We start from the raw sequence: 26,865 nt of genomic DNA on the forward strand, positions 1-26,865 counted from the left end.
GCAGCCTAGACAGGACCCTCTCTCCTAACGGCTGGCGTGTCCCTTGAACGGCACCTCGCGCCGCAGCCCCACGCGGCGGAGCGCTGCTCACCCACGTCAAAACCAGGAGAATCCACACCCGTGGCTGTCAAGATCAAGCTGAAGCGTCTGGGCAAGATCCGCTCCCCGCACTACCGCATCGTCGTCGCCGACTCGCGCACCAAGCGTGACGGCCGCGCGATCGAGGAGATCGGCATCTACCAGCCGACGTACAACCCCTCGAAGATCGAGGTCGACGGCGAGCGCGCCCAGTACTGGCTGTCCGTCGGCGCCCAGCCGACCGAGCCGGTCCTCGCCATCCTCAAGCTGACCGGCGACTGGCAGAAGTTCAAGGGCCTGCCGGCTCCGGAGCCGCTGAAGGTGGCCGAGCCCAAGGTCGAGGACTTCTCGCACCTGTTCGCCAAGGCCGTCGCCGGCTTCGAGGACGCCACCACCGGTGTCGCCATCACCCCGAAGGCCAAGAAGTCGGACAAGGCTGACGAGGCCGAGGCCGCTTCCACCGAGGCCTGAGCATGATCGAGGAAGCCCTCGATCACCTGGTGAAGGGCATCGTCGAGCACCCCGACGAGGTGCAGGTCCGCTCGCGGAACCTGCGCCGCGGCCACACCATCGAGGTGCGCGTGCACCCCGACGACCTCGGCAAGGTGATCGGCCGGGGCGGCCGCACGGCTCGCGCGCTGCGCACCGTGGTCGGCGCCCTGGGCGGACGCAACGTCCGGGTCGACCTGGTCGACGTGGACAGCCTCCGCTGACCTCCGCTCGACCGCCGAGGGCGCCGACCGCCAGGTCGGCCAACCGGGTTTCAGGACCGGCCGGGACGCATCCGTCCCGGCCGGTCCTTCCCGTTTCCGGGTCCTTCCCGCTATCCGGGATCTTCCCGGCTCCGGGAGCTCTCCGTTCCGGGGGCTCCCCGCTTCCCACCAGTGCCATCACCTCTCAGGAGAACGATCACCGTGCAGCTCGTCGTCGGCAGGATCGGCCGCGCCCACGGCATCCGGGGGGACGTCAGTGTCGAAGTCCGCACCGACGAGCCGGAGCTGCGGCTCGGGCCCGGCGCGGTCCTCTTCACCGACCCCGCCGCCATCGGACCGTTGACCGTCGAGACCGGCCGGGTGCACAGCGGACGCCTGCTGCTGCGCTTCGCCGGCGTCAAGGACCGCACCGCCGCCGAGGCCCTGCGCGGCACCATGCTGATCGCCGAGGTCGACCCGGACGAGACCCCCGACGACCCGGACGAGTACTACGACCACCAACTCATCGGCCTGGACGTGGTGCTGGCCGACGGCACCCCGGTCGGCGAGCTCACCGAGGTGCTCCACCTCCCGTACCAGGACCTGCTCACCGTCCAGCGCCCCGACGGCACCGAGGTGCTGATCCCGTTCGTCGAGCAGATCGTCCCCACCATCGACCTGGACGAGCAGCGCGTCGTCATCACCCCGCCGCCCGGCCTGATCGACGCCGCCGACGCGGGTGCGGGTGCGGGGGCAGGTGCGGATGCGGAGGAGGGCTCGGGCGACGGCTCGGACGCGGGCCCGGGCGCCGGTCCGGACGCCGGCGAGAACGGCGGCTCGGACTCCGGCGAGAACGGCGGCGGCGCGTGAGCGACCTGCGGATCGACGTCGTCACGATCTTCCCCGAGTACCTGGAGCCGCTGAACGTCTCCCTGGTCGGCAAGGCGCGGGCCCGCGGGCAGCTGGACGTCCACCTGCACGACCTGCGGACCTGGACCACCGACATCCACCGCACCGTGGACGACACCCCCTACGGCGGCGGGCCCGGCATGGTGATGAAGCCCGAGCCGTGGGGCGTCGCCCTGGACGCCGTCCTGGCCGCCGGGCCCGAGGGCGAGGTGCCGACCCTGGTGGTGCCCACCCCCAGCGGACGCCCCTTCACCCAGGAGCTGGCCCAGGACCTGGCCGCCCGCCCCTGGCTGGCCTTCGCGCCCGCCCGCTACGAGGGCATCGACCGCCGGGTCATCGAGGAGGCCGCGACCCGGATGCCGGTGGTCGAGACCTCGATCGGCGACTACGTGCTGGCGGGCGGCGAGGTCGCCGTGCTGGTGATGGTCGAGGCGATCGCCCGGCTGCTGCCCGGCGTGCTGGGCAACGCCGAGTCGCACCGCGACGACTCCTTCGCCCCCGGGGCCATGGCCGACCTGCTGGAGGGCCCGGTGTACACCAAGCCCGCCGAGTGGCGCGGCCGGGAGGTGCCGGAGGTCCTGCTCAGCGGCCACCACGGGAAGATCGCCCAGTGGCGGCGCGAGCAGGCGTTCGCCCGCACCCTCGCCAACCGGCCGGACCTGGTGGCCCGGTGGCAGCGCGAGGCGTTCACCAAGAAGGAGCGCGAAGCGCTCAGCGTGCTCGGCCTGGCCTGGGACGAGGCAGACGGCCGATTTCGGTCTGTGGCCGACCCTGTGGAACAATAGGCGACTGCTGTCTGTCGCCCGGCTCCCCTCGCGGGGAGCCAGTGGACCGGTGCCCCCGCCACGGGGGGCTCACCGCCAGCCGAAGCGGCCCGCAGCACCACCCAGTTGACACGAATATCCGTGGGCGGCCCGTGGCGCCTGCGATGGAGAGCAACGATGAGCAACAAGCTCGCTGCTGTCGACGCGGCCTCGCTGCGCACCGACGTCCCCGCCTTCCGCCCCGGCGACACCCTCAAGGTGCACGTCCGAGTCATCGAAGGCAACCGCTCGCGCGTCCAGGTCTTCCAGGGCGTCGTCATCCGCCGTCACGGCGCCGGCATCGGTGAGACCTTCACCGTTCGCAAGGTCAGCTTCAACGTCGGTGTCGAGCGCACCTTCCCGGTGCACACCCCGATCGTCGAGAAGATCGAGGTCGTGACCCGCGGTGCGGTCCGCCGCGCCAAGCTGTACTACCTGCGCGACCTCCGCGGCAAGGCCGCGAAGATCAAGGAGAAGCGCGACGCGTGATCGCGCAGGCTCACCCGGGGTCGGCCCTCCAACCGGTGTAGACCGGGGGGATAAGCTCACCTCCGATGAGCACGCACGAGCCACCAGCGGACCGCGACGGCAGTCCCGCACCCACGGGTGCGGACTCGCCGCCGCGGTCCGCCGCCGTTTCCGCCCCCGGAGCGGCGACCGGCACTGCCACCGTCACCGCCCCGGCTTCCGGCACGGACTCCGAAGGTGCGGAAGGCCCGGCGGGCGAGGACGGCTCCGAGGACGCGGGGGACGACGGCCACGGCGGCGGGCGGCGGTGGTCGCGGGACCTGCTGTGGATCGCGGCGGTGTGCGTGGTCGTGCTGCTGCTGGTGAACGCCTTCGTGGTCCGGCCCTTCGCGGTGCCGTCCGGCTCGATGGAGGGGACACTGCGACCGGGCGACCGGGTGCTGGTCAACCAGCTCGCGTACGCCTTCGGCAAGCACCCGCAGCGGGGCGACGTGGTGGTCTTCGACGGCATCGGCTCCTTCCTGCCGTACCAGGACGAACCGTCCGGCCTGAAGCGGCTGCTGGCCGGCGCGGGCCTCGCCCCGGCCGGTGACACGGTCTACGTGAAGCGGGTGATCGGCGTCGGCGGCGACCGGATCACCTGCTGCGGCACCGACGGCCGGCTCAGCGTCAACGGCGTGCCGCTGGACGAGAGCGCCTACCTGCTCCCCGGCGACGCGCCCTCGGCGGTACCGTTCGACATCGTGGTTCCTGACGGCAAGTTGTGGATGATGGGCGACCACCGCAGCGCCTCCCGGGACTCCCGCGACCACCTCGGCGAGCCCGGCGGAGGCGCCGTGCCCGAGGACAAGGTGATCGGCCGCGCGGACTGGGTGATGTTCCCCCTCGGCCGCGCCACCTCCCTCGACCGACCGGCGGCGTTCGCCGCGATTGAGGGGACCGGTGGCCATGGGGAGCAGAGGTAGACCCAGGACCGCCGCCGCTGCCGCCGGGCCGTCCGACTCCGACCTCGGAGTCGACCCCGACCACGACCCCGCGTCCGGGGCCGGGTCGGTGTACCTGCCGCCCGCGGGCGGGACGGAGGGCGCGACGGGAGCGGAAGGCGCGGACGACGCAGACGACGCAGGCGACGCGCAGGACGCAGTCGGCCACGGCGGCAGCGGTACGGTCGGCGCCGGCACGGGCGGTACGGACGGTGTGGCGAGTCGTCCCGTCCGGGGCCGCGCCGAGCGCCGCCGCACCGCCAAGCGTGCCGCGCGCCGCAGCCGTCGCTCCCTCCTGCGCGAACTGCCGGTGATCGTGCTGGTGGCCCTGGTCATCGCGCTGGTGATGAAGACGTTCCTGATCCAGGTGTTCGTGATCCCCTCCGGTTCGATGGAACAGACCCTGCGGATCGGCGACCGGGTCGTCGTGGACAAGCTCACCCCGTGGTTCGGCTCGGAGCCGGAGCGCGGTGAGGTGGTGGTCTTCAAGGACCCGGGCGGCTGGCTGGAGAACGACCACAAGCCGTCCACGGAAGGGCCCGTGCTGCGGAACGTGAAGTCGGTGTTCTCTGCGGTGGGGCTGCTCCCTTCCGACGACGAGCGGGACTTGATCAAGCGGGTGATCGGTGTCGGCGGCGACACCGTCGAGTGCTGCGACGAGCACGGCCGGGTGAGCGTGAACGGCACGCCGCTGGACGAGCCGTACGTCGCGGCCGGCAACTCGCCCTCGCGGATCACCTTCAAGGTGACGGTGCCTCAGGGACGGCTCTGGGTGATGGGCGACCACCGCGACCTGTCCGCCGACTCCCGCTACCACATGGGCAATCCTGGCTCCGGGACGATCCCGGTGGGGAACGTGGTCGGGCGCGCCTTCGTGGTGGCCTGGCCGCTCTCCCACTTCGGTCAACTCGGCGTTCCCGATTCACTCTCCTCCCTGCCGGGGCGGGCGGCCGGATCGGCGGCCATCGGGCCGGTTCCTGCGGAACCCCCGCTCGTTATGGGTGTGTTGGGCGTGCTTCCGTTCCTCACCCGGTACCGCGGCACGCGCCGGAGGGGCGGGCCGGTGGCCGACTGACATCCGGGTCGGCGCGTGGGAGCACGGGCGCGTCGACCGGTAGTGATAGAGAAGTGTGAAGTGCTCGGTTCCGGCCTGGTGTCGTGCCTGCCCCAGTGGGCAAGCCAGAGGCGGGTTTTCGATCGATCGCAGAGTGTGGTGCCCGCTGTGCGGCACTCGTGAGCGCGGGCGCACAGGCGTCCGCACAGCAGGGAGGAGATGTCGTGGGGGATCTGGTGATCGGTGCCCGCTCAGGTGCTCCGGAGCCCGACGGGGAACCCGTGGGCAACCAGGAGGGACTGCCCGCCGGTGGCGGCGAGGACCAGCGGGACGCCGAGGCGGGGGCGGAGGCCGCCGGGGATTCGGCGACACCGTCCAGGCGGGCGCCGAAGCAGCGTTCCTTCTGGAAGGAACTGCCGATCCTGATCGGCATCGCGCTGATCCTGGCCCTGGTGATCAAGACCTTCTTCGTCCAGGCGTTCTCGATCCCCTCCGGGTCGATGGAGAACACGCTCCAGGTCGGTGACCGCGTCCTGGTCGACAAGCTCACCCCGTGGTTCGGCTCGGAGCCGGAGCGCGGCGAGGTGGTGGTCTTCAAGGACCCGGGCGGCTGGTTGAACGACGAGCCGACCCAGCGCAGCGACAACTCCTTCGTGCGCGGCGTGCAGGACGTGTTCAGCTTCATCGGGCTGATGCCGTCCAGCGACGAGAAGGACCTGATCAAGCGGGTCATTGCGGTCGGCGGTGACACCGTGGAGTGCCAGGGCTCCGGCCCGGTCAAGGTGAACGGCATCGCGCTCGACGAGCCGTACATCTTCCCCGGCAACACCCCGTGCGGGGAGAAGCCCTTCGGCCCGGTGAACGTGCCCAAGGGACGGCTCTGGGTGATGGGTGACCACCGAGGCAACTCCCTGGACTCGCGGTACCACATGGACCAGCCCGGCGGCGGAACCGTCCCGGTCGACAACGTGGTCGGCCGCGCGTTCGTGGTGGCCTGGCCGATCGGCGACTGGGCGACGCTGCCCGTCCCGGACACCTTCGACCAGAAGGGTCTGGCCGCCGCCGGACCGCTCGCTCCGACGATGGCCGGTACGGCGCTCGCCGCCCCCGCCGTGTGGTGGGTGCGCAGGCGCCGCCGCTGACCGGAGGGCGATCGGTCGGCTACGCCTCTTGCGCGGGCCGTGGTACCGGCGAGTAATCTGCTCGCACGTGCCACGGCCCGCAGCGCTGTCCGGCCCCGGCCGGCCGGCGGTCGACCGGCGGCGGGCGGACCGGCCGAGAGCGCTCGGCCGGAGCGCCCGAGCACCAGGAGAGGGCGTAACCGATGAGCAGCGTCGCGGAGCGGACACCGCGCACCGGGGCCGGACCGGCCCGCCGCCGGAACACCGCGTCGATCGTGCAGGGCGTGGTGATCGCGCTCGGCTTCGCGATGCTGGTCGGCGGCTTCGGGGTGCTCGCCGTCCAGTACCGGCCCTACCGGATTCCGACCGGTTCGATGAGCCCGACCCTGGAGTCCGGCGACACCGTCCTGGCCCGCACCGGCGGATCCGCCGGCCGCGGCGACATCGTGGTCTTCCAGGACCAGGACTGGGGTGACGCGACCCTGGTGAAGCGCGTGGTCGCGGTCGGCGGCGACACCGTCTCCGGTGACCGCGAAGGACGGATCACCGTCAACGGGCACCAGGTGTCCGAGCCCTACCTGGCCCCCGTCCGGATGAACACGACCGAGTTCTCGGTCACGGTGCCCGAGGGGCGGCTGTTCCTGCTCGGCGACTTCCGCGGCAACTCCCTGGACTCGCGAAGCCACCTCGACGTGGCCTTCGGTTCGGTGCCCGCCTCCGAGGTGAAGGCGAGGGTGGAAGCGGTGATCCAGCCGCTGTCCCGGGCCGGGCTGGAGCGGCGCGTCCCGGCCTTCGACGCGCTGGGCGCGCCCGGCGCGCACCGGGCCGGTCCGCTGCTGCCCGCCGCCTGGACGGCGGTCGGCGGCGCGGTGCTGATCGTGGCGGCCTCCGCGGCGGGCTGGGCGGTCTCGCTGACCCGGTGGCTGCGGGGCCGACGGCGGAGGGCCTGACCCCGGGGCCGGCGGCGCGCCGGCCCGGGCGCCGCCACCGGCCAGGAGGCGCGCCCAGTGCCTCAGGACGGAGCTGAACCAGATGGCCGTCGAGCACCGCCGAGCCGTTCGGGTGCTGCTGCTGGACCCGGACGGGCGCGTCCTGCTGCTGCGCGGGACGGACCCGGCCGCGCCGGGGACCACCTGGTGGATCACGCCCGGCGGCGGCATCGAGCCGGGCGAGAGCCCGGCCGCGGCGGCCCGGCGCGAACTGGCCGAGGAGATCGGGCTGACGGACGTGGACTGGGGACCGCTGGTCGGGTACGGCACGGCGGAGTTCTCCTTCCGGGGCAGGGAGTACCGACAGGAGCAGTGGTTCCGGCTGGCCCGCACCACACGGACCGCCGTGTCACTGACGGAGGGTGGAGCGGACGAGCACGCGCTGTTGCTGGCCGTCCGCTGGTGGACGCCGGACGAGTTGAGGACCACCGGGGAGACCGTCCACCCGCGCGGACTGGCCGAACTGGTGGAACGGGTTCTGACCGAAGGGCCGCCAGAACCACCAGTAAGGCTCTGAGTGCGGGTCCGGTGGTCCACAATGGGGTGGACGTGACGAGTGAGGGGACGCTTGGAATGAGTGCCGAAGACCTCGAGAAGTACGAGACCGAGATGGAGCTGAAGCTCTACCGGGAGTACCGGGATGTCGTCGGCCTGTTCAAGTACGTGATCGAGACCGAGCGTCGCTTCTACCTGACGAACGACTACGACCTCCAGGTGCACTCCGTGCAGGGCGAGGTGTTCTTCGAAGTGTCGATGGCGGATGCCTGGGTCTGGGACATGTACCGACCGGCCCGGTTCGTCCGGAAGGTCCGTGTGCTGACGTTCAAGGACGTGAACATCGAGGAGCTGGCCAAGAGCGATCTTGAGCTGCCCTCGGACGACTCCGCCTTCGGGAACTGACCACCCCGCGGCCGGGCGGCCGGTCTCCCTCGGGCCCGGTGCCCGGCGGGGACGGCACGGCCGACCGTGCCCTCCTGCCAGGGCCGTCGCACCTCCGTGAGCTGCGGCGGTGCCCGGGCCACCGAGATTGGCCGTGCTGATCGGGCACTGTCCAGCGCATTTTTCGATTTGTCGCTCGAACGGGTGACCTGAGTTATCCACAGGCCCGGGTTATCCACAGGTCTGGCGATCCCGCTGGCCCGCCCCCGGCGCCTGACGGCAACCTTCCGGCCGGAGGTGATTGCCGTGCAGAACCCCAACAAGATTTCCACCAACGGCCTCGGACGCTACGGCGAGGAGGTCGCCGCCCGCCGGCTCGCCGAGGACGGCCTGTACATCCTGGAACGCAACTGGCGCTGCGCCGACGGCGAGCTCGACATCGTCGCGCTCGACGGGGACGCCCTCGCGATCTGCGAGGTGAAGACCCGCTCCGAGCGGGGCTTCCAACAGCCCGCCGAGGCGATCGACCAGACCAAGGCCGACCGGTTGCGCCACCTCGCCGAGCGCTGGCTCGCCGAACGCTGGCCGGTGCACTTCTCCCGACTCGTGCTCGCCGTCGAACGGGCCGGGGGCGCCGACCCGCAGCCCGACGCGGAGAGCGGCGGGCCGGCCCCGCCGCCGCCCGGCGGCATCCGCATCGACCTGGTCGCCGTGGTCAACCCCCGCCGGGGCGCGGCCGCGGTCGAGCACCTGCGCGGGGCGGTGTGAATGGCCTTTGCCCGCACCTGCTCGGTCGCCCTGGTCGGCGTGGACGGCGTCGTGGTCGAGGTCCAGGCCGACCTCGAACCCGGACTCGCGGCCTTCAGCCTGGTGGGCCTCGCCGACAAGGCCCTCCTGGAAGCCCGCGACCGGGTCCGCGCCGCCGTGTCCAACAGCGGAGAGAAATGGCCGCTGCGGAAACTCACCGTGGGCCTCACCCCGGCCTCCGTACCCAAGAGCGGCAGCGGGTACGACCTGGCGGTGGCCTGCGCCGTCCTGGCAGCCGCCGAACGGCTCGACCCCGCGTCGATCGACGGCCTGCTGATCATCGGAGAGCTCGGACTGGACGGCCGGGTGCGCCCGGTGCGCGGAGTCCTGCCCGCGGTGCTGGCGGCGGCCGACGCCGGCTACCGGCAGATCGTGGTCGCCGAGCAGACCGCCGCCGAAGCGAAACTGGTGCCCGGCGTCTCCGTCCTCGGAGTGCGCAGCCTGCGCCAGCTCATCGCGCTCCTCACCCACGCCCCCGTCCCCGACGAACCGCCCGACCCGCCCAACGGCCGCCCCGACTCCTCGTTCGCCGGACTGCTGCTGCCCGGCCTCGGCGTCCGCGACCTCGCCTCCGAACCGGCCCTCCGCCCCGACCTCGCCGACGTGGCCGGGCAGTACGAGGCCCGTCAAGCCCTGGAGATCGCCGCAGCGGGCGGCCACCACCTCTACCTGAAGGGCCCACCGGGAGCCGGCAAGACGATGCTGGCCGAACGGCTCCCGGCCCTGCTCCCACCGCTCACCCCCGCCGAAGCCCTCGAAGTGACCGCGATCCACTCCGTGGCCGGCCTGCTCCCACCCGACCGCCCCCTGATCGACACCCCGCCCTACTGCGCCCCGCACCACTCGACGACCATGCCCGCCATCATCGGCGGCGGAACGGGACTGCCCAGGCCCGGGGCCGTCTCCCTCGCCCACCGCGGCGTGCTGTTCCTCGACGAGGCGCCCGAATTCCCGGTCCGGGTCCTCGACGCGCTGCGCCAACCCCTGGAGTCGGGGGAGGTGATGATCGCCAGAGCCGCGGGCTCGATGCGGTTGCCCGCCCGCTTCCTGCTCTGCCTGGCCGCCAACCCCTGCCCCTGCGGCCGCTATTCACTGAGAGGAGAAGGATGCGAATGCACCCCCGTCATGGTCAACCGCTACCAGGCCAGGCTGTCCGGTCCGCTGCTGGACCGGGTGGACCTCCAGGTGCAGGTTGCCGGAGTCACCAAGGCCGAGCTGATGCAGCGAGGCGGAAAGGCCGAGAGCACGGCGACGGTCGCCGCACGCGTGCGGGAGGCCCGGGCGCGGGCCGCCGCTCGCCTCGTCGACACCCCGTGGCGGACCAACGCCGAAGTGCCCGGGCACGAACTGCGCACGCGCTGGCAACTCGCACCCGGATCGCTGGCCGACGCCGAACGTGACCTCGACCGGGGCCTGCTCACCGCGCGCGGCCTCGACCGCGTCCTCCGGGTGGCCTGGACGGTCGCCGACCTGGCCGGCCGGAACTGCCCGAACCGGTCCGACGTCCAGACCGCGCTCACCCTCCGCACCGGGGTCCAGCGCGTCCTCCGCCCGACCGACCGCAGGAACGACCCGCGCTACCCGTACACCGACGCGGGCGCGGACGCGGACACCGACCCGGGAGAAGTGTTCTGACCCGGCCTCACCTGCCGGGGTGGCAAGGCGCCGGCAGCGGAGCGGACCCGGCCGACGGGCGGGTCGTCCCTTCGGCCACCCAGTACGGCAGAGGCAAAGCGCGGCAGAGGCAGAGCACGGCACAGACAGAAGGAGCACCGATGACCGCACACCCCGTACCCCGCGACCACACCGGCCGGTCCGCCGTCCCACCGGAAGCGCCGACGGCCGACCGGCCCGCACCGTGCGGCGCCGCCCACCGGTTCGGCACCGCACGATCCGGCGACGGAGGCCCCGACCACTGGCGGCGCCCGGACGGCACCGGGTCGGGCGGGACACCCGGCCGCTCGGGCCTGCCGAACCTGCCTGACACCCCAGCCGACCAGGCCGGCACCCGCACGGCGTGCGACGGTGGCGAACGACTCCGGCAGCCGGTCCGTGGCGGCGATCCACCGGTGGTGCACCGGGCACGTCACGGACCGCCGGAACCGGTCCGGACCGCACCGGGAGCCGACGGCCCCGGCACCATGGCTCCGACCCCGACCCCGACTGCCGCGGACCGCCCCGAGGCCGTACACCGCGCACCGCCGGTCGCGGCCACCGAGCGCGCCTTCCCCGCCGGAACCGCGCGGGTCGAGCACCGGGTCATCCGGCCCACGGCGTGGGCCGCGCCGACGGTCCCGCCCGATCCACCGGAGCCCGAGCGGATCTCCCGGGCGGCGCTCACCCGACTGATCGAACCGGGTGACGCCGCGATCGGCCGAGCCGTCCAACGGCACGGCGTGGTGGGGCTGGTCCAGGGGTTCTACGAAGGAGCACCCGCGAACCGGCTGGGGCTCGGCGCCGACCGGATCACCGCCTACCAGGAGAGGCTGCGAAAGTTCAACCCGGTCACCGACCTGGAACGGATCGCCAAGCTCGGTGGGAGGTTCATCATTCCGGGCGACAGCGAGTGGCCCTCCCAGCTCGACGACCTCGGCGACAGCCGCCCGATCGGGCTGTGGGTCCGCGGCCTGCCGTCACAGCGGTTGCCGTCGCTGCGCCTGCTCGCGCTGCGGTCGGTCGCCGTCGTCGGGGCGCGGGCCTGCACCGCGTACGGGCGCCACGTCGCCGGTCAGCTCGGCTCCGAACTGGCCGAGCGCGGCTGGGTGGTGGTGTCCGGTGCGGCGTACGGGGTGGACACCGCCGCGCATCTCGGGGCGCTGGCGGTCAACGGAATGACGATCGCCGTGCTCGCCAGCGGCGTCGACATCTGCTACCCGCGCGGGAACGAGTCGCTGATCGAACGGATCGGCCGGGACGGGCTGCTGGTGAGCGAGCTGGCGCTCGGGATGAACCCCACCCGGTTCAGGTTCGTGCTGCGGAACCGGGTGATAGCGGCGCTCACCCGCGGCACGGTGGTGGTCGAGGCCGCACCGCGCAGCGGCGCGCTCAGCACCGCGCGGCGGGCCCGCGACCTCAACCGGCACACCATGGGCATCCCCGGCCCGATCACCTCCGAACTCTCGGCAGGCGTCCACACGTTGATCAGGAGCGGGGCGGCCACCATGGTCACCAGCGGCGCCGAGGTGGGCGAGCTGATCGGCGCGATCGGATCCGACCTGGCGCCGGAGCGGGTCGGCCCGATCCTGCCGCGGGACGCGCTGGAACCACCGGTGGCCCGGGTCCTGGAAGCCGTCCCGGCGAGCGCGGACGGCGCGCCGGTCCAGCGGCTCGCCCACTACGCGGCGCTCTCTGAGGCCACCACCGTCCAGCACCTCCACGAACTGAGCTCGCTCGGCTTCGTCGAGCGGCACGGAGCGCACTGGAGGCTGGTACGTCGGAAGTGACCGCATCCGGGCAGAGCCGGACAGGCTGCGGGGCTCCGAACGGGTCAATCGGTCAACAGGAGGTGATGCAGGCTGAGTTGAGGGACGATGGCGGACCGGCCGGTTCGGTCGGAGTGCCGCGACGAGGGCCGGACCCGGGCCGTCCGGAGGTGGCGCGCAGGTCCGTGCCGGTCAACGGGTCGGCCGGGCGGAGAGGGTCCGGGGCGCGCCGGAGACTCGCCCGCGACGCGCCGGTGCCGCCCTTTGCTGCCACCGGATCGGGCGACGCCCGAGTGGCGGTAGCACTGTGCAGCGACTCGGTCACGCTACGCTCGCTTATGGCGTCCCTATCAGCACATGACTCGGCAGAACGGCGCAGACCAACGCATGCCCACTCACATTCCCGGACACAGGGTGACCGGTGACGGTCGGTCCCCGGACGGGACGGGGGCCGAGACCCACAGCACCGCGGAACTGCGGCCCAGATCCTCGGGAGTCGTGGGAATGACGAGGCCGGGCAGCGCCCCGGCCGCGACCCCACAGCCCCAGGCCCGTCCCGTCCCGTCCTCGCCCCTCCCGCGCCCACCGGCCCCGTCGGGGCCCGCGGCCCGGCCCGGCCCGGTGCGCCCACCGGCCGACCGGCCGGGCCAGGTGCTGCCCTGCCCACAGGTGGCACCGCCCGGCGTGGCGGCGAAGCCGCGATCGCTCGGGGCCGAGGACACCGGTGCGGTGACCGGCACGGGTGCCCGAACGATCGGACCGACCATGGCGGGCGGCGCCAAGTCCACGGGTGCCCAGTCCGCCGGTGCCAAGACCAGGAGCGTGAAGGTCGGCGGCCAGGGCGGTGCCGGGCAGCCCGGCAGCGCCCCGGGCGGCGGTGCCCCGGGCGGTGGCGGGCAGGGTGGGGCAGAGCGGGACGGTGGAGAGTGGGGCGTCGACGGGTCGCGCTCCGGACCAGCCACCGCCGAGCCCCCGGTCTCGCCTCAGCTTCCGTCCGGAGCCGGGCGGTCGGCGCGCGGTCAGGCCAAGCGGGGCGCGCGGGCGAAGGCGAAGGACTCGTCCGTCCGGAGCCCCCAGGTCCGCAGGCAGGCGGGCGGACCACCACCCGCGCGCTCGCCGGAACCCCCGGACCGGAACCTCGGTGAGCGCCCGGCCACCGGGCAGGGCGCGCCACCGTCGGTGCCACTGCCCGCCCTTGCCCCGGGCCCGGCCCCGGGCTCGGCTCCGGCTTCCGGACCAGCGGCGACGCCGGCCCGGCCCGCGGCTCCGGACGGAGTCGACGGCGCGGTCGCGGTGCGGCCGGTCGAGGAGGCGTCCGCGAAGAGCGGCGGCCACCGGGGGGCGCCGGGCGGCGGCGGGGCAGGCGCGGGGACGGACCCGCGGGTCGGTGCGACAGTGCCCGCACCGGCTGCGGCACCCGCTTCGGCACCGGATGCGGCCGTCGGCGCGCGCGGCGGTACGGCGGACGAGGGCAAGGGCGGCGACCGCCCGAAGGACGCCGACCAGTCGGCGTTGCAGGCGCTGTGGCGCTCGTACAAGGACACCGGCGACCACGGGCTCCGGGACCAGCTGATCCTGCACTACTCGCCGCTGGTGAAGTACGTGGCGGGCCGGGTCGGGGTCGGGCTGCCGGCCAACGTGGAGCAGGCGGACTTCGTCTCCTCCGGGGTGTTCGGGCTGATCGACGCCATCGAGAAGTTCGACATCGACCGGGCGATCAAGTTCGAGACCTATGCGATCAGCCGGATCCGCGGTGCGATCATCGACGAGCTGCGGGCGCTGGACTGGATCCCCAGGTCGGTCCGGCAGAAGGCCAAGGCCGTCGAGCGGGCCTACGCCACGCTGGAAGCCCGCCTGCGGCGGTCTCCGCACGACCCCGAGGTCGCGGCGGAGATGGGCATCTCGCTGGACGACCTGCACACCATTTTCAGCCAGTTGTCGCTGGCCAACGTGGTGGCGCTGGACGAACTGCTGCACTCGGCGGGCGAGGGCGGCGACCGGCTGACCCTGATGGAGACGCTGCCGGACAGCGGCGCGGACAACCCGGTCGAGATCGCCGAGGACCGCGAGCTGCGCCGGCTGCTCGCCTCGGCGGTCAACACCCTCCCCGAGCGGGAGAAGACCGTCGTGACGCTCTACTACTACGAGGGCCTGACGCTGGCGGAGATCGGCCAGGTGCTCGGGGTGACGGAGAGCAGGGTCAGCCAGATCCACACCAAGTCGGTGCTGCAACTGCGGGCCAAGATGTCCGACGCCCGGTGAGCGGAGCCCGGCGCGGGGCGTCGGGTCCGCCGGGGCCGGGCGGTGCGGGCCGGGGCGCGACGGGACGTGACGGGCGTGGAGCGGCGCGTGATGGCCGGTGGGTACGCGATGTCGTGTCCGCCGGTCGTCGGCGTCCGTAGAGTTGGTCCGTGCCGAAAATCCGGGCGGCCACGGTGGCCGAGCATCGACAGTTGCAGCAGGCAGCGCTGCTGGACGCCGCACGCGTCCTGCTGGCGGAGGGCGGCCGGGAGGCGCTGAGCTTCGGCGCGCTCGCGGCGCGCGCCGGTCTCGCGCGCTCCTCGGTGTACGAGTACTTCCGTTCCAAGTCCGAGCTGGTGGAAGCGCTCTGCACGGTCGACCTCCCGCTCTGGGCCGCCGAGATCGAAGCGGGCATGGCCGCCTGCGACAGTCCGGCCGAGCGGATCGAGGCGTACGTCCGCGGCCAGGTGTCGCTGGCCACCGACCCGGTGCACCGGGCCGTGGTGGCCGTCGCCGAGTACGAACTCGACGACGCCGCGCGGGCCAGGATCAGGGCGGCCCACGCCGGGCTGACCACCATGGTGGTGCGCACCCTGGAGGAGCTCGGCCACGGCCGGCCCGGAGTCGCGGCCTCGCTGCTCCAGGGCGTGGTGGAGGCGGCGGTCCGCCAGTGCGGACGCGTCCGGGGCGAGGACGGCGCACCCGCGGCCGAGGCCGTCCGGGAGATCGCCGACACCGCGGTGCGCTTCGCCCTCGACGGCCTGCGCTCGGGAGACCGGCAGCGGGCCGACGCGCAGCACCGGCCCGGCCGCGCGCCCGAGGGCGGCGCGAGCGGCGCGGACGGCACGGACGGCACGGAAGATTCGAGCAGCACGAGCAGCACGAGCAGCGCGAACGCAGCGAACAGCCCTGGCCGGGCGTGCGGGCGGTCGCGACGGGGCGGAAGCTGACTTCGCGTCAGGGCGGGGTGAGCGGCAGCAGCCGGGCCCGGCCGGAGCCGAGCAGGGCGAGCGGGTCGAGGTAGCGCTCGCCGCGCAGCAGGCCCCAGTGCAGGCACCCGACCGGGCAGTGGCCGGAATCGGCGGTCAGCACCCCGATCGGGTCGCCCGCCGCGACGCCGGTGCCGACCGGCACGGAGCCCGCCACCGGCAGGTAGGTGGTCCGCAGCGGGGGAGTGCCCGAGCCGGGGTGCGTCACCACGACCACCGGACGCCCGGCCACCAGACCGGCGAAGGTCACCACCCCGGGCGCCGCCGCCCGCACCGCCGTGCCCGGGGAGGCCGCCAGGTCCACACCGCGGTGTCCCGCGGCCCAGCGCGCCGGCGGCGGCTCGAACCGTCGCAGCAGCCCCGAGCGTCCGCCCACCGGCCACACCCGCCCCGGCCCGGGTCCCAGCGCGGCGGTGCGCCCCACCAGGAGCGGCCCGGCCGCAGAAGCCTCCGCCGCCGCCCTCGGCGCGAACCCGCCGAACGCCGACAGCAGCACCAGCGTCGGCACCAGCACCAGCGGCAACGCCGGCCTCGCCCCCGCCCCCACCCCAGAAGCCCGCGCCGACACCCGCGCCCGCAGCGCCCGCAGCCTCCGTCGCCCCCAGCCACCCCGTCCGTGCACCCCGCACCTCCGCGTCGACTCCCGTACCGCCCGCCGGACCCACCCGCCGGACCCACCCGCCAGGCCCCTCCACCGGGGGCGGTCACCAGGGTGGGGTCGGCGGGGCCCGTCGCGCGCGTCGGTTCCGGGGCCTGTGGACAGACTGGGGGCTGTGGACAACTGCCGTCCCCCGCAGGGGTGAACGACGGGCGGCGGGCCGGTCCGGACGGCGCTGAACAGGGCGGTGGGAACGCCGGGAGTCGCCCGTCGCTCGGGGCTTCCCGTACACTTCACACGCGACCCGGTCTGCCGGGTCGACTTCGCACGCCCCGCCACCGGCGGTCCGGCCCCCTCGGGGGAGCGGTCGCGACGGTGCGAGTGCCGCTCGGTCCGCCGAGCCCGCCGAGGCCGCAAGCCTCGCGCAGGCCGAGCGGCTTGGCACGTCGGGGCGTCAGGCGTGACGGTCGCCCGACCGGCACGGACAAAACCGAGTACCCCGGCACCCCACAGGACGCAACTGCCTCACGGCGCGCCGGGCAACACACGAGGAGTACGGCACATGGCCGTCGTCACGATGCGGGAGCTGCTGGAGAGCGGCGTCCACTTCGGTCACCAGACCCGCCGTTGGAACCCGAAGATGAAGCGCTTCATCTTCACGGAGCGCAACGGCATCTACATCATCGACCTCCTGCAGTCGCTGAACTACATCGACCGCGCCTTCGAGTTCGTCAAGGAGACCGTTGCCCACGGCGGCAGCGTCCTCTTCGTCGGCACCAAGAAGCAGGCCCAGGAGGCCATCGCCGAGCAGGCGACCCGCGTGGGCATGCCGTACGTCAACCAGCGCTGGCTGGGTGGCATGCTGACCAACTTCTCGACCGTCTACAAGCGTCTGCAGCGCCTCAAGGAGCTCGGCGAGATCGACTTCACGGATGTGGCCGGCTCCGGCCTCACCAAGAAGGAGCTCCTGGTCCTCCAGCGCGAGTACGACAAGCTGGAGAAGACCCTCGGCGGTATCCGCGACATGCAGCGCGTGCCCAGCGCCGTCTGGATCGTGGACACCAAGAAGGAGCACATCGCGGTCGGCGAGGCCCGGAAGCTCAACATCCCGGTCGTCGCCATCCTCGACACCAACTGCGACCCGGACGAGGTCGACTACAAGATCCCGGGCAACGACGACGCGATCCGCTCCGTCACCCTGCTGACCCGCGTGATCGCCGACGCCGTCGCCGAGGGCCTGAAGTCCCGCGCCGGTGTCGCCAAGGGCGACGCCAAGGCCGAGCCGGGCGCCGACCAGCCGCTGGCCGCCTGGGAGAAGGAGATCCTCGAGGGCGAGAAGGCCGCCGAGGCCCCCGCCGCCGAGGCCGCTGCCACCGAGGCCCCCGCCGAGGCTGCTGCCGATGCCGAGGTCGAGGCTCCGGCCGCCGAGGCTGCTGCCGAGGCCGAGGCTCCGGCCGCCGAGGCCGAGCAGGCCTGACGTACCACCAGGGTGAGGGGCACCGGCCGGGCTGAGCCGGTGGGTGCCCCTCTCTCCCGTGCCGGGGGCCCGCACCACGGGCCGCGGCACTTTCCCACGCAGACACGCGAGACGTGAGAAGAGATCACAACCATGGCGAACTTCACCGCCGCGGACGTCAAGAAGCTCCGTGAGCTCACCGGCGCCGGCATGATGGACTGCAAGAAGGCCCTGGACGAGGCCGAGGGCGACGTCCAGAAGGCCGTCGAGCTCCTGCGCATCAAGGGCCAGAAGGGCGTTGCCAAGCGCGAGGGCCGCGACGCCTCCAACGGCGCCGTCGCCGCGCTGATCGCCGAGGACAAGAAGTCCGGCGTCCTGGTCGAGCTGAACTGCGAGACCGACTTCGTCGCCAAGGGCGGCAAGTTCGTCGAGGTCGCCAACGCGATCGCCGCGCACGTCGCCGCCACCTCCCCGGCCGACCTGGACGCCGCCCTGGCCTCCGAGATCGCCCCGGGCCAGACCGTCCAGCAGTTCGTGGACGAGGCCAACGCGACCCTCGGCGAGAAGATCGTGTTCCGCCGCTTCGCGCAGTTCGACAACGACGGCTTCGTCGGCCTCTACCTGCACAAGTCGGACCCGGACCTGCCGCCGACCATCGGTGTCCTGGTCGAGCTCGACCAGGAGAACGCCGACACCGCCAAGGACGTCGCCCAGCACATCGCCGCCTTCGCGCCGAAGTACCTCTCCCGCGAGGACATCCCGGCCGAGGACCTGGAGAACGAGCGCCGCGTCGCCGAGGCCACCGCTCGCGAGGAGGGCAAGCCCGAGGCCGCCCTGCCGAAGATCGTCGAGGGTCGGGTCACCGGCTTCGTCAAGGAGAACGCCGTGCTGGAGCAGGCGTTCGCCAAGGACAACAAGAAGAGCGTCGCCAAGGTCCTCGACGAGGCCGGCGTCACCCTCAAGCGCTTCGTCCGCTTCCGCGTCGGCGCCTGAGACCCGTTCCCCGCGGTCCGTCCCGCCACTCCAGGCCCCGTGCCGGACATAAGGTAGGAGGACCGCCCCCGTCCGCGAGGACGGTGGAGCGAGCCGACGAGCCCCCCAGCACCCCCGGGGAAGCGGCGTCGGCACCATGAACGACGAGGAGGCCATTGCCGTGCAGGAGACCGTACCGGTTCCCGCGGCAGTGGCCTCCTCTCGTGTACACGGCGCCGGGACCGCACGCCCCGCGCCGTGACCAGCACTTTGCAGATCTGCTGAACCAGCAGGCGGAGAAGGAGAAAGTCCATGCAGGAGACGCAGGAGACCGCTCCGGGCGGTGCACGCCGCCGGGTACTGCTCAAGCTGTCCGGCGAGGCGTTCGCCGGCGGAGGCGGCCTCGGCGTCGACCCGGACGTGGTGCACGCCATCGCCCGCGAGATCGCCACGGTGGTCCGGGCCGGGACGGAGGTCGCCGTGGTCATCGGCGGCGGCAACTTCTTCCGCGGCGCCGAGCTCCAGCAGCGCGGCATGGACCGGGCCCGCTCCGACTACATGGGCATGCTCGGCACCGTGATGAACTGCCTGGCGCTCCAGGACTTCCTGATCAAGGAGGGCATGGAGACCCGGGTCCAGACCGCCATCACGATGGGCCAGGTCGCCGAGCCCTACCTGCCGCTGCGCGCCATCCGGCACCTGGAGAAGGGCCGCGTGGTGATCTTCGGTGCCGGGATGGGCATGCCGTACTTCTCCACCGACACCACCGCCGTGCAGCGGGCGCTGGAGATCCAGGCCGACGTCCTGCTGATGGGCAAGAACGGCGTCGACGGCGTCTACGACTCCGACCCGCGCACCAACCCGGCCGCGGTCCGGTTCGACGCGCTGGACTACACCGAGGTGATCTCCCGGGACCTCAAGGTCGCCGACCTGACCGCGATCACCCTGTGCAAGGACAACGGACTGCCGATCCTGGTCTTCGAGCTGCTGGCCGAGGGCAATATCGCCCGCGCGGTCAAGGGTGAGAAGATCGGCACACTCATCAGCGAGGATTCCGCCCGGGCCTAGCCGTCGGGGTTCCGAGCAGCAACAGCCGTCCGGGGCACCGGTACGGGACAACAGCAGATGAACCGGACAGGGAGCACACAGTGATCGATGAGACCCTCCTCGAGGCCGAGGAGAAGATGGAGAAGGCCGTCGCCGTCGCCAAGGACGACCTCGCGGCCATCCGCACCGGGCGCGCGCACCCGGCCATGTTCGCCAAGATCGTCGCGGAGTACTACGGTGCGCTGACGCCGATCAACCAGCTGGCCTCGTTCTCCGTCCCGGAGCCGCGGATGGCCATGGTCACCCCGTTCGACAAGACCGCGCTGAAGGCCATCGAGACCGCGATCCGCGACTCGGACCTGGGCGTCAACCCGTCGAACGACGGCTCCGTCATCCGGGTGGTGCTCCCGCAGCTCACCGAGGAGCGCCGCCGCGAGTACATCAAGCAGGCCCGCGGCAAGGGCGAGGACGCCAAGGTCTCGGTCCGCTCCATCCGCCGCAAGGCCAAGGACGCGATCGACAAGCTGGTCAAGGACAAGGAGATCGGCGAGGACGACGGCCGTCGCGCCGAGAAGGAGCTCGACGACCTGACCGCCAAGTTCGTGGCGCAGATCGACGAGCTGCTCAAGCACAAGGAAGCCGAGCTGCTGGAGGTCTGACCCAGACCCCGCCCGCAACGCCCCGGACCGGCGGCCCGACCGCCCGGCCCGGGGCGCGGCTCCACCCGGGCCCGCCCCCGCTCCGGCCGGGCCGGCCCCGGCGGCCCGACCCGGCCGACACCAAACGGGTCACGCGCGGCGGCCTCCGGCATGACGAGGGGGCGGCGCGGCACAGACTCAGTTCATGCCCCCCGCCCAGGAGACCTCCGTGGCCCAGACCGACCAGCAGCCCCGCAAGCCGCGCGGCGGCCGCAACCTGCCCGCCGCGATAGGCGTGGGCATCGGACTCGGGGCGGTCGTCGCGGCCTCGCTGTTCGTGGTCAAGGCGGTCTTCATGGTGGTCGTCGCGGCCGCCGTGGCCGTCGGCGTCTGGGAGCTCACCAGCCGGCTCGCCGAGCGCAAGGACGTCCGCGTCCCGCAGGTCCCGCTGATGGTCGGCGGCGCGGGCATGGTCGTCACCGGCTACTTCGCGGGCGGCCAGTGGGCCGCCGCGATCCTCGCGGTGACCGGCCTGGCGATGATGGTGGCCCGGATGGCCGTCCCGCCGGAGAACTACCTGCGCGACATAACGGCCGGCATCTTCACCGCCTTCTACGTGCCGTTCCTGGCCACCTTCGTCGCGCTGATCCTGGCCGCGGACGGCGGCGCCTGGCGGATCCTGCTCTTCCTGGTCGTCACCATCTGCTCCGACACCGGCGCCTACGCCGTCGGCTACAAGTTCGGCCGCACCAAGCTCGCGCCCGCCATCAGCCCCGGCAAGACCCGCGAGGGCCTGGCCGGCGGCATCGGCCTGTCGATGATCGCCGGCGCGCTGCTGATGCAGTACCTGATCGACGACGGCACCTGGTGGCAGGGCCTGATCCTGGGCGGCTGCGCGGCGGTCACCGCCACCCTCGGCGACCTCGCCGAGTCGATGATCAAGCGCGACCTCGGCATCAAGGACATGGGCACCCTGCTCCCCGGCCACGGCGGCATCATGGACCGCCTGGACTCGCTGCTGCCCACCGCCCCCGTGGTCTGGCTGCTGCTCGCCGCCTTCGTCGGCAGCTGAGCCCGAGCCTCCCCCGGCCCCGAGGAGGGCCCGCCACCGGGCCGGTCCCCGCCGGAGGCGGGCCCTTCCGCACGTTCCGGGCCGCGCTCGACCCGTCCGGGAGCGGGCCGGCCGGAGGCCGGTGGGACGCCGACGAGGAGGTGCCGTGAACGAGGAGGCCCGGGACGGCGACCTGGCCCACGAAGCCGCCGTCGAGCGGGCCGAGCGCGTGGCCCGGTTCGGCCTCGGGGTGAGCGCCGGTGTCGCCGTGCTGGTCGTCGGCTTCGTGGCCCTGGCGGTCCTGCTCGGCTCCGCGGTGATGCTGGGCGGTGTCCACCTCCTCGCGCGCCAGTAGCCGCCCCGGCCTCCGTCACCGGCCCGGAGCGGGGCGGGACCGGTTCCCGGCGTCTGCGACACTGGAACAACCATGCCTAAGCCCGGAGAACTGACCTTTGTCGCGCCGCGCGGCGCCAAGCCCCCGCGACACCTCGCCGACCTCAGCCCCGCCGAGCGCAAGGAGGCCGTTGCCGAGCTGGGCGAACAGCCGTTCCGCGCGAAGCAGTTGTCGAACCACTACTTCGGCCGGATGTCCGCCGACCCGGAGACCTGGACGGACATCCCGGCGGCGAGCCGGACGAAGCTGACCGAGGCGCTGCTGCCCGAGCTGATGTCCGTGGTGCGGCACGTCTCCTGCGACGACGACGCGACCCGCAAGACGCTGTGGAAGCTGTTCGACGGCACGCTGGTCGAGTCGGTGCTGATGCGCTACCCCGACCGCGTCACCATGTGCATCAGCTCGCAGGCCGGCTGCGGCATGAACTGCCCGTTCTGCGCGACCGGCCAGGCCGGGCTGACCCGCAACCTGTCCACCGGGGAGATCGTCGAGCAGATCGCGGCCGGCATGCGCGACCTCAGGACCGGGGCGGTCCCCGGCGGCGAGGCCCGGCTGTCCAACGTGGTGTTCATGGGCATGGGCGAGCCGCTGGCCAACTACAACCGCGTCCTGTCCGCGATCCGCCGCCTCACCGACCCGTCCCCGGACGGCTTCGGCCTCTCCCAGCGCGGCATCACCGTCTCCACCGTCGGCCTGGTCCCGGCCATGCACCGCTTCGCCGACGAGGGCCTGAGCTGCCGCCTCGCGCTGTCGCTGCACGCGCCGGACGACGAGCTGCGCGACGAGCTGGTGCCGGTCAACACCCGCTGGAAGGTCGACGAGGTGCTGGACGCCGCGTGGAACTACGCGGAGAAGTCCGGGCGGCGGGTGTCCATCGAGTACGCGCTGATCAAGGACATCAACGACCAGGCGTGGCGGGCGGACCTGCTCGGCCGCCTGATCAAGAACCGCCGGGTGCACGTGAACCTGATCCCGCTCAACCCGACCCCGGGTTCGAAGTGGACGGCCTCCCGGCCCGAGGACGAGCGCGAGTTCGTCCGCCGCCTCCAGGCGCACGGCGTGCCCACCACCGTCCGCGACACCCGCGGCCAGGAGATCGACGGGGCCTGCGGGCAGCTGGCCGCCGCGGGCTGACGCGACCGCGCGCGCCGACGCGACCGAGGGGCCCGACCGGGAACGGCGGGCCCCTCCGTCCGTCTCACGGCAGCGGGCAGAGCAGCACCGTCAGTCCGCCCGTCAGCAGCAGGACCGTGCCCGCGGCGAGGGCGCGGAGGGTGACGGTGCCGGTGAGCAGGCCAGGCGGGGTGCCGAGGCGGTCGAGGGCGTCGAGGGTGGGGCCGCGGTCGGCGCGCAGTTCGTGGAGGCGGGCGGCCAGGGCGGCGACCGCGCAGGCGAGCACGAGGGCGCCCTCGACCAGGGTGAGGCCGGGGAGCGCGGTGCCGGTCCGGGCCCAGCTGCGCCAGGCGACCAGCGCCAGCGCGACGACCGCGGTGAGGACGGCCAGCGGGGTACCGAGGCGGCGGGCCTGGGCGGTGAGGGTCCGGCCGGCGAGCAGCCGGAGCGGGGCCGGGCGGCGCAGGGCGAGCAGCCGGCCGGCCAGGGCGAGCAGCGGACCGGTCCACAGCGCGAGGGCGAACGCGGTGAGCGTCCAGCCGGCGAGCAGCGCGGGGCTGGTGGCGGGGAGTCCGGCGGGGAGAGCGAGGGTGCGTTCGGCGTCGGTGGCGTCGGGGCGCAGCCCGTACAGTTCGAGGCCGAGTCCGGCGAGCAGGACGGGGGCGGGCAGCAGCACCCGCAGCAGGGTGTGGCGGGTGCGGGCGGGTTCGGCCGGCCGGCCCGGGAGGCTGTCGGGGAGGCGGATCGCGCCGGCCGCGGAGACCCCGGCGACCAGCGGGAGGACCGCGAGCAGGACGACCGGCGCGGCGGCGGGCAGCGGGACGCCCATGCCGACGGCGGGGGCGAGCGAGGGCCCGGCGATGTCGTTGCGCAGGATCAGGAACAGCAGCAGGGTGACCGCGGAGCCGAGCCCGCAGGCGAGCGCGATCTCCCCGGCGACCAGCAGCCGGATCCGGGTGGGGCCGGCCCCGGCGGCGGTGAGGCCGGTGATCCGCTCGGGGTGCTGGGCGGGGACGGCCCGGGCGGCGACGGCCGCGAACCAGGCGACGGCGGCGAGCGGCGGCAGGCACCAGAGCAGCCGTTCGAGGTTGCCCTCCGTCCCGTTGAGGGCCCGGCCGAGGGCGCGCAGCAGGAAGGCGGCGACCACGGCGGCGGCGGTCGCGGTGAGCAGCCAGCGGGCGAGGTCGAGGGCGCGGTAGCCGCGGGCGAGCCTGAGGTAGTACACGGCGCTCCCCTCAGTTCCCGGCGGCGACGGCGGGCGCGTCGGCGGGTTCGGTCGAGAGCCGGCCGTCGACCAGGTGGACGGTGCGGTCGGCGAACCGGGCGAGGGCCGGGTCGTGGGTGGCCAGGACCAGGGTCAGCCGGTGCGAGCGGGCGGCGCTGGCCAGTATCCGCATGACCTGTTCGCGGGCGTCGCGGTGCAGCGGCGCGGTCGGGTCGTCGGCGAAGACGACCGGCGGCTGGGGGGCGAGGGCGCGGGCGACGGCGATCCGCTGGCGCCGGTCCTGCTGGAGCTCGGCCGGGCGCAGGCGGGCGCAGTCGGCGACGTCGAGGCGCTCCAGCCACTCGCCGGCGGCGCGGTAGGCGGCGCGGTGACCGGTGCCGGCCAGCAGCAGGGGGAGGGCGACGTTCTCCCGGGCCGTCAGTTCCGGGACCAGGTGCGGCTCGGGGCCGACGTAGCCGAAGCGCTCGCGGCGGAGCTTCTCGCGTCCGGCCCGGCCCAGGGTGTGCACGGGGGAGCTGTGGAACCAGACCTCGCCCTCGTCGACCGGGAGCTGCGCGGACAGGCAGCCGAGCAGGGTGGACTTACCGGAGCCGCGCGGGCCGGTGACGGCGAGCATCTCGCCCTCGCGGACGCCCAGCGAGACGCCGCGCAGGGCGGGGGTGCCGTGGTGGGACTTGACGATCCCTCGGGCCCAGAGCACGTCGTTGTCGGGCGGGGCCGCTGACATGAGATCCATCCAGGTGCCGACGGGGATATGACAGTCGTCAGATTAGAACGATCGGACGGTGCCGCGGGCACGCCGCACGGGGTCGATCCGGGACGAATCACCCCGAACACGGCGTGTCGGACGGCAGATTCACCCCGGCGGCGGCCGGTGGCCGGACGTTCGGGGGCCCCGGCACCCGGATGCCCGGACGCTCGCGGCGGGCCGGGACGCACCGAAGGGCGGTCCCGGCGGTGAGGAGCCGGGGCCGCCCTTCGGTGGAGGGTGGGGAGAGGAGGATCAGATCTTCTGCCACGCGTCGGACAGGCTGGTCCGCAGGATCTGCTCGATCTCGTCGAAGGTCGACTGGTCGGAGATCAGCGGCGGGGCCAGCTGGACGACCGGGTCGCCGCGGTCGTCGGCCCGGCAGTACAGGCCGTTGTCGAACAGCGCCTTGGAGAGGAAGCCGTACAGGACGCGCTCGACCTCGTCGTCGTTGAAGGACTCCTTGGTGACCTTGTCCTTGACGAGCTCGATGCCGTAGAAGTACCCGTTGCCGCGGACGTCGCCCACGATCGGCAGGTCGCGCAGCTTGTTCAGGGTGGCCAGGAACTTCGACTCGTTGTCGAGGACGTGCTGGTTCAGGCCCTCGCGCTCGAAGATGTCGAGGTTGGCCAGCGCCACCGCGGAGGAGACCGGGTGGCCGCCGAAGGTGTAGCCGTGCAGGAAGGTGTTGTCGCCCTTGTAGAACGGCTCGGCGATGCGGTCCGAGATGATCGTGGCGCCGATCGGGGAGTAGCCCGAGGTCATGCCCTTGGCACAGGTGATCATGTCCGGCACGTAGCCGAACTTGTCGGCGCCGAACATGGTGCCGAGGCGGCCGAAGGCGCAGATGACCTCGTCCGAGACCAGCAGCACGTCGTGGCGGTCGCAGATCTCGCGCAGGCGCTGGAAGTACCCGGGCGGCGGCGGGAAGCAGCCGCCGGCGTTCTGCACCGGCTCGACGAAGACGGCGGCGACGGTCTCGGGGCCCTCGAAGAGGATGGCCTGCTCGATCTCGTCGGCGGCCCAGCGGCCGTAGGCCTCCGGGTCGACCGTGCCGTCGGGGCCGGCCAGGAAGGCCGGGGCGCGGTAGATGTTGGTGTTCGGGGCCTTGTGGGTGCCCGGCACCAGCGGCTCGAACGGGGCCTTCAGGCCCGGCAGGCCGGTGATGGACAGCGCGCCCTGCGGGGTGCCGTGGTAGGCGACGGCCCGGGAGATGACCTTGTACTTGGTGGGCTTGCCGGTCAGCTTGAAGTACTGCTTGGCCAGCTTCCACGCGGTCTCGACGGCCTCGCCGCCACCGGTGGAGAAGAACACCTTGTTCAGGTCGCCGGGGGCGTAGTTGGCCAGGCGCTCGGCCAGCTCGACGGCCTTCGGGTGGGCGTAGCTCCACACCGGGAAGAAGGCCAGCTCCTTGGCCTGCTTGGCGGCGGCCTCGGCGAGCTCCTCGCGGCCGTGGCCCGCCTGCACCACGAACAGGCCGGCCAGGCCGTCGAGGTACTTGCGGCCCTTGTCGTCCCAGACGTAGGTGCCCTCGCCCTTGACGATCGTCGGCACGGGGGAGTTCTCGTACGACGACATGCGGGTGAAGTGCATCCACAGGTGGTCGTAGGCGGTCTTGGAAAGGTCCTTCTGCGCCGGGTCGGCTGTCATCGGGTGCCCCAGGTGTAGGTCTGTTTCCGGAGTTTCAGGTAAACGAAGCTCTCGGTGCTCCGCACGCCGGGAAGCGCGCGGATGCGCTTGTTGATCAGTTCGAGAAGGTGCTCGTCGTCCTCGCACACCAACTCGGCGAGGAGGTCGAACGAACCCGCGGTGCACACCACGTAGTCGACCTCGTCGAAGGCGGCCAGCGCGTCGGCGACCGGTTCGATGTCGCCCTCCACCCGGATGCCCACCATCGCCTGGCGGGTGAATCCGACGGTGAGGGGGTCGGTCACGGCGACGATCTGCATCACGCCCTGGTCGAGCAGCTTCTGGACGCGCTGCCGGACGGCCGCCTCGGACAGGCCCACGGCCTTGCCGATGGCGGCGTACGGACGGCGCCCGTCCTCCTGGAGCTGCTCGATGATCGCCTTGGAGGCGGCGTCGAGGGGAACGCTGGCGTTCCGGTCACGGTTGGCCACGCCGCCACTGTGCCTGACGGGCGGCGGAATCGCAAGCGGCCGTGCTGCTGATTTCGTCGCCCTTTCGA

General features: G+C 73.0%; 27 protein-coding genes and 1 pseudogene. 23 read left to right on the forward strand and 5 right to left on the reverse strand.

The window, feature by feature from the left end:
* The first annotated feature begins 120 nt into the window (after positions 1–120).
* The 16 genes and pseudogenes from rpsP to ACIP60_RS35335 all read left to right on the forward strand — a co-directional run.
* Complete coding sequence (gene rpsP / locus ACIP60_RS35260; RefSeq protein ID WP_014138264.1) at positions 121–549, forward strand: 30S ribosomal protein S16; 429 nt, start codon at positions 121–123, stop codon at positions 547–549.
* Between the two features lie 2 nt (positions 550–551).
* Positions 552–791 carry an RNA-binding protein gene (locus tag ACIP60_RS35265; RefSeq protein WP_014138265.1) on the forward strand — a complete coding sequence of 80 codons (240 nt, stop codon included), beginning with the start codon at positions 552–554 and terminating at the stop codon, positions 789–791.
* Positions 792–992: 201 nt separating this feature from the next.
* On the forward strand, positions 993–1,640 hold the full coding sequence (rimM, locus tag ACIP60_RS35270; RefSeq protein WP_400692767.1) for a ribosome maturation factor RimM: 648 nt from the start codon (positions 993–995) through the stop codon (positions 1,638–1,640).
* A 5-nt stretch (positions 1,641–1,645) separates the two neighbouring features.
* A complete protein-coding gene (gene trmD / locus ACIP60_RS35275) occupies positions 1,646–2,464 on the forward strand; it encodes a tRNA (guanosine(37)-N1)-methyltransferase TrmD (RefSeq protein ID WP_400692833.1) in 819 nt (272 codons plus the stop codon).
* A gap of 156 nt (positions 2,465–2,620) precedes the next feature.
* Positions 2,621–2,971, forward strand: coding sequence for a 50S ribosomal protein L19 (rplS, locus tag ACIP60_RS35280; RefSeq protein WP_099902885.1), 351 nt, complete (start codon positions 2,621–2,623; stop codon positions 2,969–2,971).
* Positions 2,972–3,036: 65 nt separating this feature from the next.
* On the forward strand, positions 3,037–3,915 hold the full coding sequence (gene lepB, locus ACIP60_RS35285; protein WP_400692770.1) for a signal peptidase I: 879 nt from the start codon (positions 3,037–3,039) through the stop codon (positions 3,913–3,915).
* Positions 3,899–5,008, forward strand: coding sequence for a signal peptidase I (lepB, locus tag ACIP60_RS35290; protein WP_400692836.1), 1,110 nt, complete (start codon positions 3,899–3,901; stop codon positions 5,006–5,008). Before lepB (ACIP60_RS35285) ends, lepB (ACIP60_RS35290) begins: the two co-directional genes overlap by 17 nt.
* Positions 5,009–5,211: 203 nt before the next feature.
* Positions 5,212–6,129 (forward strand): signal peptidase I, encoded by a 918-nt coding sequence (gene lepB / locus ACIP60_RS35295; protein ID WP_400692774.1) that lies wholly within the window; start codon positions 5,212–5,214, stop codon positions 6,127–6,129.
* A gap of 182 nt (positions 6,130–6,311) precedes the next feature.
* Positions 6,312–7,058, forward strand: coding sequence for a signal peptidase I (lepB, locus tag ACIP60_RS35300; RefSeq protein WP_400692777.1), 747 nt, complete (start codon positions 6,312–6,314; stop codon positions 7,056–7,058).
* Between the two features lie 82 nt (positions 7,059–7,140).
* A complete protein-coding gene (locus tag ACIP60_RS35305; RefSeq protein ID WP_111556233.1) occupies positions 7,141–7,614 on the forward strand; it encodes an NUDIX hydrolase in 474 nt (157 codons plus the stop codon).
* Positions 7,615–7,670: 56 nt separating this feature from the next.
* Positions 7,671–7,997, forward strand: a complete 327-nt coding sequence (locus ACIP60_RS35310; RefSeq protein ID WP_030458804.1) for a DUF2469 domain-containing protein — start codon at positions 7,671–7,673, stop codon at positions 7,995–7,997.
* Positions 7,998–8,273: 276 nt separating this feature from the next.
* Positions 8,274–8,744, forward strand: coding sequence for a YraN family protein (locus ACIP60_RS35315; protein ID WP_400692780.1), 471 nt, complete (start codon positions 8,274–8,276; stop codon positions 8,742–8,744).
* Positions 8,745–10,418, forward strand: a complete 1,674-nt coding sequence (locus ACIP60_RS35320) for a YifB family Mg chelatase-like AAA ATPase (RefSeq protein ID WP_400692782.1) — start codon at positions 8,745–8,747, stop codon at positions 10,416–10,418.
* A 506-nt stretch (positions 10,419–10,924) separates the two neighbouring features.
* Entirely contained in the window at positions 10,925–12,226 is a 1,302-nt protein-coding gene (gene dprA, locus ACIP60_RS35325; protein ID WP_400692784.1) for a DNA-processing protein DprA, read from the forward strand.
* Positions 12,227–13,600: 1,374 nt separating this feature from the next.
* Positions 13,601–14,467, forward strand: a complete 867-nt coding sequence (whiG, locus tag ACIP60_RS35330; RefSeq protein ID WP_400692786.1) for an RNA polymerase sigma factor WhiG — start codon at positions 13,601–13,603, stop codon at positions 14,465–14,467.
* 173 nt (positions 14,468–14,640) lie between these two features.
* A pseudogene (locus ACIP60_RS35335) lies at positions 14,641–15,213 on the forward strand (TetR/AcrR family transcriptional regulator); the annotation flags it as partial.
* 190 nt (positions 15,214–15,403) lie between these two features.
* On the opposite strand, the gene ACIP60_RS35340 reads toward ACIP60_RS35335, so the two are convergent.
* Complete coding sequence (locus ACIP60_RS35340; RefSeq protein WP_400692838.1) at positions 15,404–15,949, reverse strand: murein hydrolase activator EnvC family protein; 546 nt, start codon at positions 15,947–15,949, stop codon at positions 15,404–15,406.
* A gap of 646 nt (positions 15,950–16,595) precedes the next feature.
* Between ACIP60_RS35340 and rpsB the strand changes: the two genes are divergently transcribed.
* The 7 genes from rpsB (at position 16,596) to rlmN (ending at position 22,725) form a co-directional block, all read left to right on the forward strand.
* The gene (gene rpsB / locus ACIP60_RS35345) at positions 16,596–17,510 is read left to right on the forward strand and encodes a 30S ribosomal protein S2 (RefSeq protein WP_400692789.1); all 915 of its coding nucleotides are present in this window, start codon (positions 16,596–16,598) and stop codon (positions 17,508–17,510) included.
* Between the two features lie 132 nt (positions 17,511–17,642).
* A complete protein-coding gene (tsf, locus tag ACIP60_RS35350) occupies positions 17,643–18,482 on the forward strand; it encodes a translation elongation factor Ts (RefSeq protein WP_100836194.1) in 840 nt (279 codons plus the stop codon).
* Positions 18,483–18,773: 291 nt separating this feature from the next.
* Positions 18,774–19,529 (forward strand): UMP kinase, encoded by a 756-nt coding sequence (gene pyrH, locus ACIP60_RS35355; protein WP_400692793.1) that lies wholly within the window; start codon positions 18,774–18,776, stop codon positions 19,527–19,529.
* Positions 19,530–19,609: 80 nt separating this feature from the next.
* The gene (gene frr / locus ACIP60_RS35360) at positions 19,610–20,167 is read left to right on the forward strand and encodes a ribosome recycling factor (RefSeq protein WP_033215169.1); all 558 of its coding nucleotides are present in this window, start codon (positions 19,610–19,612) and stop codon (positions 20,165–20,167) included.
* Between the two features lie 184 nt (positions 20,168–20,351).
* The gene (locus tag ACIP60_RS35365) at positions 20,352–21,218 is read left to right on the forward strand and encodes a phosphatidate cytidylyltransferase (RefSeq protein ID WP_400692797.1); all 867 of its coding nucleotides are present in this window, start codon (positions 20,352–20,354) and stop codon (positions 21,216–21,218) included.
* A 145-nt stretch (positions 21,219–21,363) separates the two neighbouring features.
* Positions 21,364–21,552: a hypothetical protein gene (locus ACIP60_RS35370; protein WP_400692800.1), complete on the forward strand. Its 189-nt coding sequence runs from the start codon at positions 21,364–21,366 to the stop codon at positions 21,550–21,552.
* A 72-nt stretch (positions 21,553–21,624) separates the two neighbouring features.
* A complete protein-coding gene (gene rlmN, locus ACIP60_RS35375; RefSeq protein WP_100836190.1) occupies positions 21,625–22,725 on the forward strand; it encodes a 23S rRNA (adenine(2503)-C(2))-methyltransferase RlmN in 1,101 nt (366 codons plus the stop codon).
* A gap of 64 nt (positions 22,726–22,789) precedes the next feature.
* Here rlmN and ACIP60_RS35380 read toward each other — a convergent pair whose 3' ends face one another.
* From ACIP60_RS35380 to ACIP60_RS35395, 4 genes are all read right to left on the reverse strand, one after another.
* Positions 22,790–23,929, reverse strand: coding sequence for a hypothetical protein (locus tag ACIP60_RS35380; RefSeq protein WP_400692804.1), 1,140 nt, complete (start codon positions 23,927–23,929; stop codon positions 22,790–22,792).
* Between the two features lie 10 nt (positions 23,930–23,939).
* The gene (locus tag ACIP60_RS35385) at positions 23,940–24,656 is read right to left on the reverse strand and encodes an ABC transporter ATP-binding protein (protein ID WP_111556221.1); all 717 of its coding nucleotides are present in this window, start codon (positions 24,654–24,656) and stop codon (positions 23,940–23,942) included.
* A 276-nt stretch (positions 24,657–24,932) separates the two neighbouring features.
* Positions 24,933–26,327, reverse strand: coding sequence for an aspartate aminotransferase family protein (locus ACIP60_RS35390; RefSeq protein ID WP_014138338.1), 1,395 nt, complete (start codon positions 26,325–26,327; stop codon positions 24,933–24,935).
* Positions 26,324–26,797 (reverse strand): Lrp/AsnC family transcriptional regulator, encoded by a 474-nt coding sequence (locus ACIP60_RS35395; RefSeq protein WP_030458782.1) that lies wholly within the window; start codon positions 26,795–26,797, stop codon positions 26,324–26,326. The genes ACIP60_RS35390 and ACIP60_RS35395 overlap by 4 nt, the downstream gene beginning before the upstream one ends.
* Positions 26,798–26,865 lie beyond the last annotated feature (68 nt).

Origin of the sequence: Kitasatospora sp. NPDC088783 (genome assembly GCF_044750705.1) — a bacterium.
Taxonomy (GTDB): Bacteria; Actinomycetota; Actinomycetes; order Streptomycetales; family Streptomycetaceae; genus Kitasatospora; species Kitasatospora fiedleri.

Coding starts and splice junctions, on each gene's coding strand:
- lepB (WP_400692777.1), top strand. CDS start 6,312: ATGAGCAGCGTCGCGGAGCGGACACCGCGCACCGGGGCCGGACCGGCC.
- ACIP60_RS35265 (WP_014138265.1), top strand. CDS start 552: ATGATCGAGGAAGCCCTCGATCACCTGGTGAAGGGCATCGTCGAGCAC.
- ACIP60_RS35365 (WP_400692797.1), top strand. CDS start 20,352: ATGCCCCCCGCCCAGGAGACCTCCGTGGCCCAGACCGACCAGCAGCCC.
- ACIP60_RS35390 (WP_014138338.1), bottom strand. CDS start 26,327: ATGACAGCCGACCCGGCGCAGAAGGACCTTTCCAAGACCGCCTACGAC.
- tsf (WP_100836194.1), top strand. CDS start 17,643: ATGGCGAACTTCACCGCCGCGGACGTCAAGAAGCTCCGTGAGCTCACC.
- pyrH (WP_400692793.1), top strand. CDS start 18,774: ATGCAGGAGACGCAGGAGACCGCTCCGGGCGGTGCACGCCGCCGGGTA.
- rlmN (WP_100836190.1), top strand. CDS start 21,625: ATGCCTAAGCCCGGAGAACTGACCTTTGTCGCGCCGCGCGGCGCCAAG.
- lepB (WP_400692836.1), top strand. CDS start 3,899: ATGGGGAGCAGAGGTAGACCCAGGACCGCCGCCGCTGCCGCCGGGCCG.
- rplS (WP_099902885.1), top strand. CDS start 2,621: ATGAGCAACAAGCTCGCTGCTGTCGACGCGGCCTCGCTGCGCACCGAC.
- dprA (WP_400692784.1), top strand. CDS start 10,925: ATGGCTCCGACCCCGACCCCGACTGCCGCGGACCGCCCCGAGGCCGTA.
- lepB (WP_400692770.1), top strand. CDS start 3,037: ATGAGCACGCACGAGCCACCAGCGGACCGCGACGGCAGTCCCGCACCC.
- ACIP60_RS35305 (WP_111556233.1), top strand. CDS start 7,141: ATGGCCGTCGAGCACCGCCGAGCCGTTCGGGTGCTGCTGCTGGACCCG.
- rpsB (WP_400692789.1), top strand. CDS start 16,596: ATGGCCGTCGTCACGATGCGGGAGCTGCTGGAGAGCGGCGTCCACTTC.
- ACIP60_RS35320 (WP_400692782.1), top strand. CDS start 8,745: ATGGCCTTTGCCCGCACCTGCTCGGTCGCCCTGGTCGGCGTGGACGGC.
- ACIP60_RS35310 (WP_030458804.1), top strand. CDS start 7,671: ATGAGTGCCGAAGACCTCGAGAAGTACGAGACCGAGATGGAGCTGAAG.
- ACIP60_RS35385 (WP_111556221.1), bottom strand. CDS start 24,656: ATGTCAGCGGCCCCGCCCGACAACGACGTGCTCTGGGCCCGAGGGATC.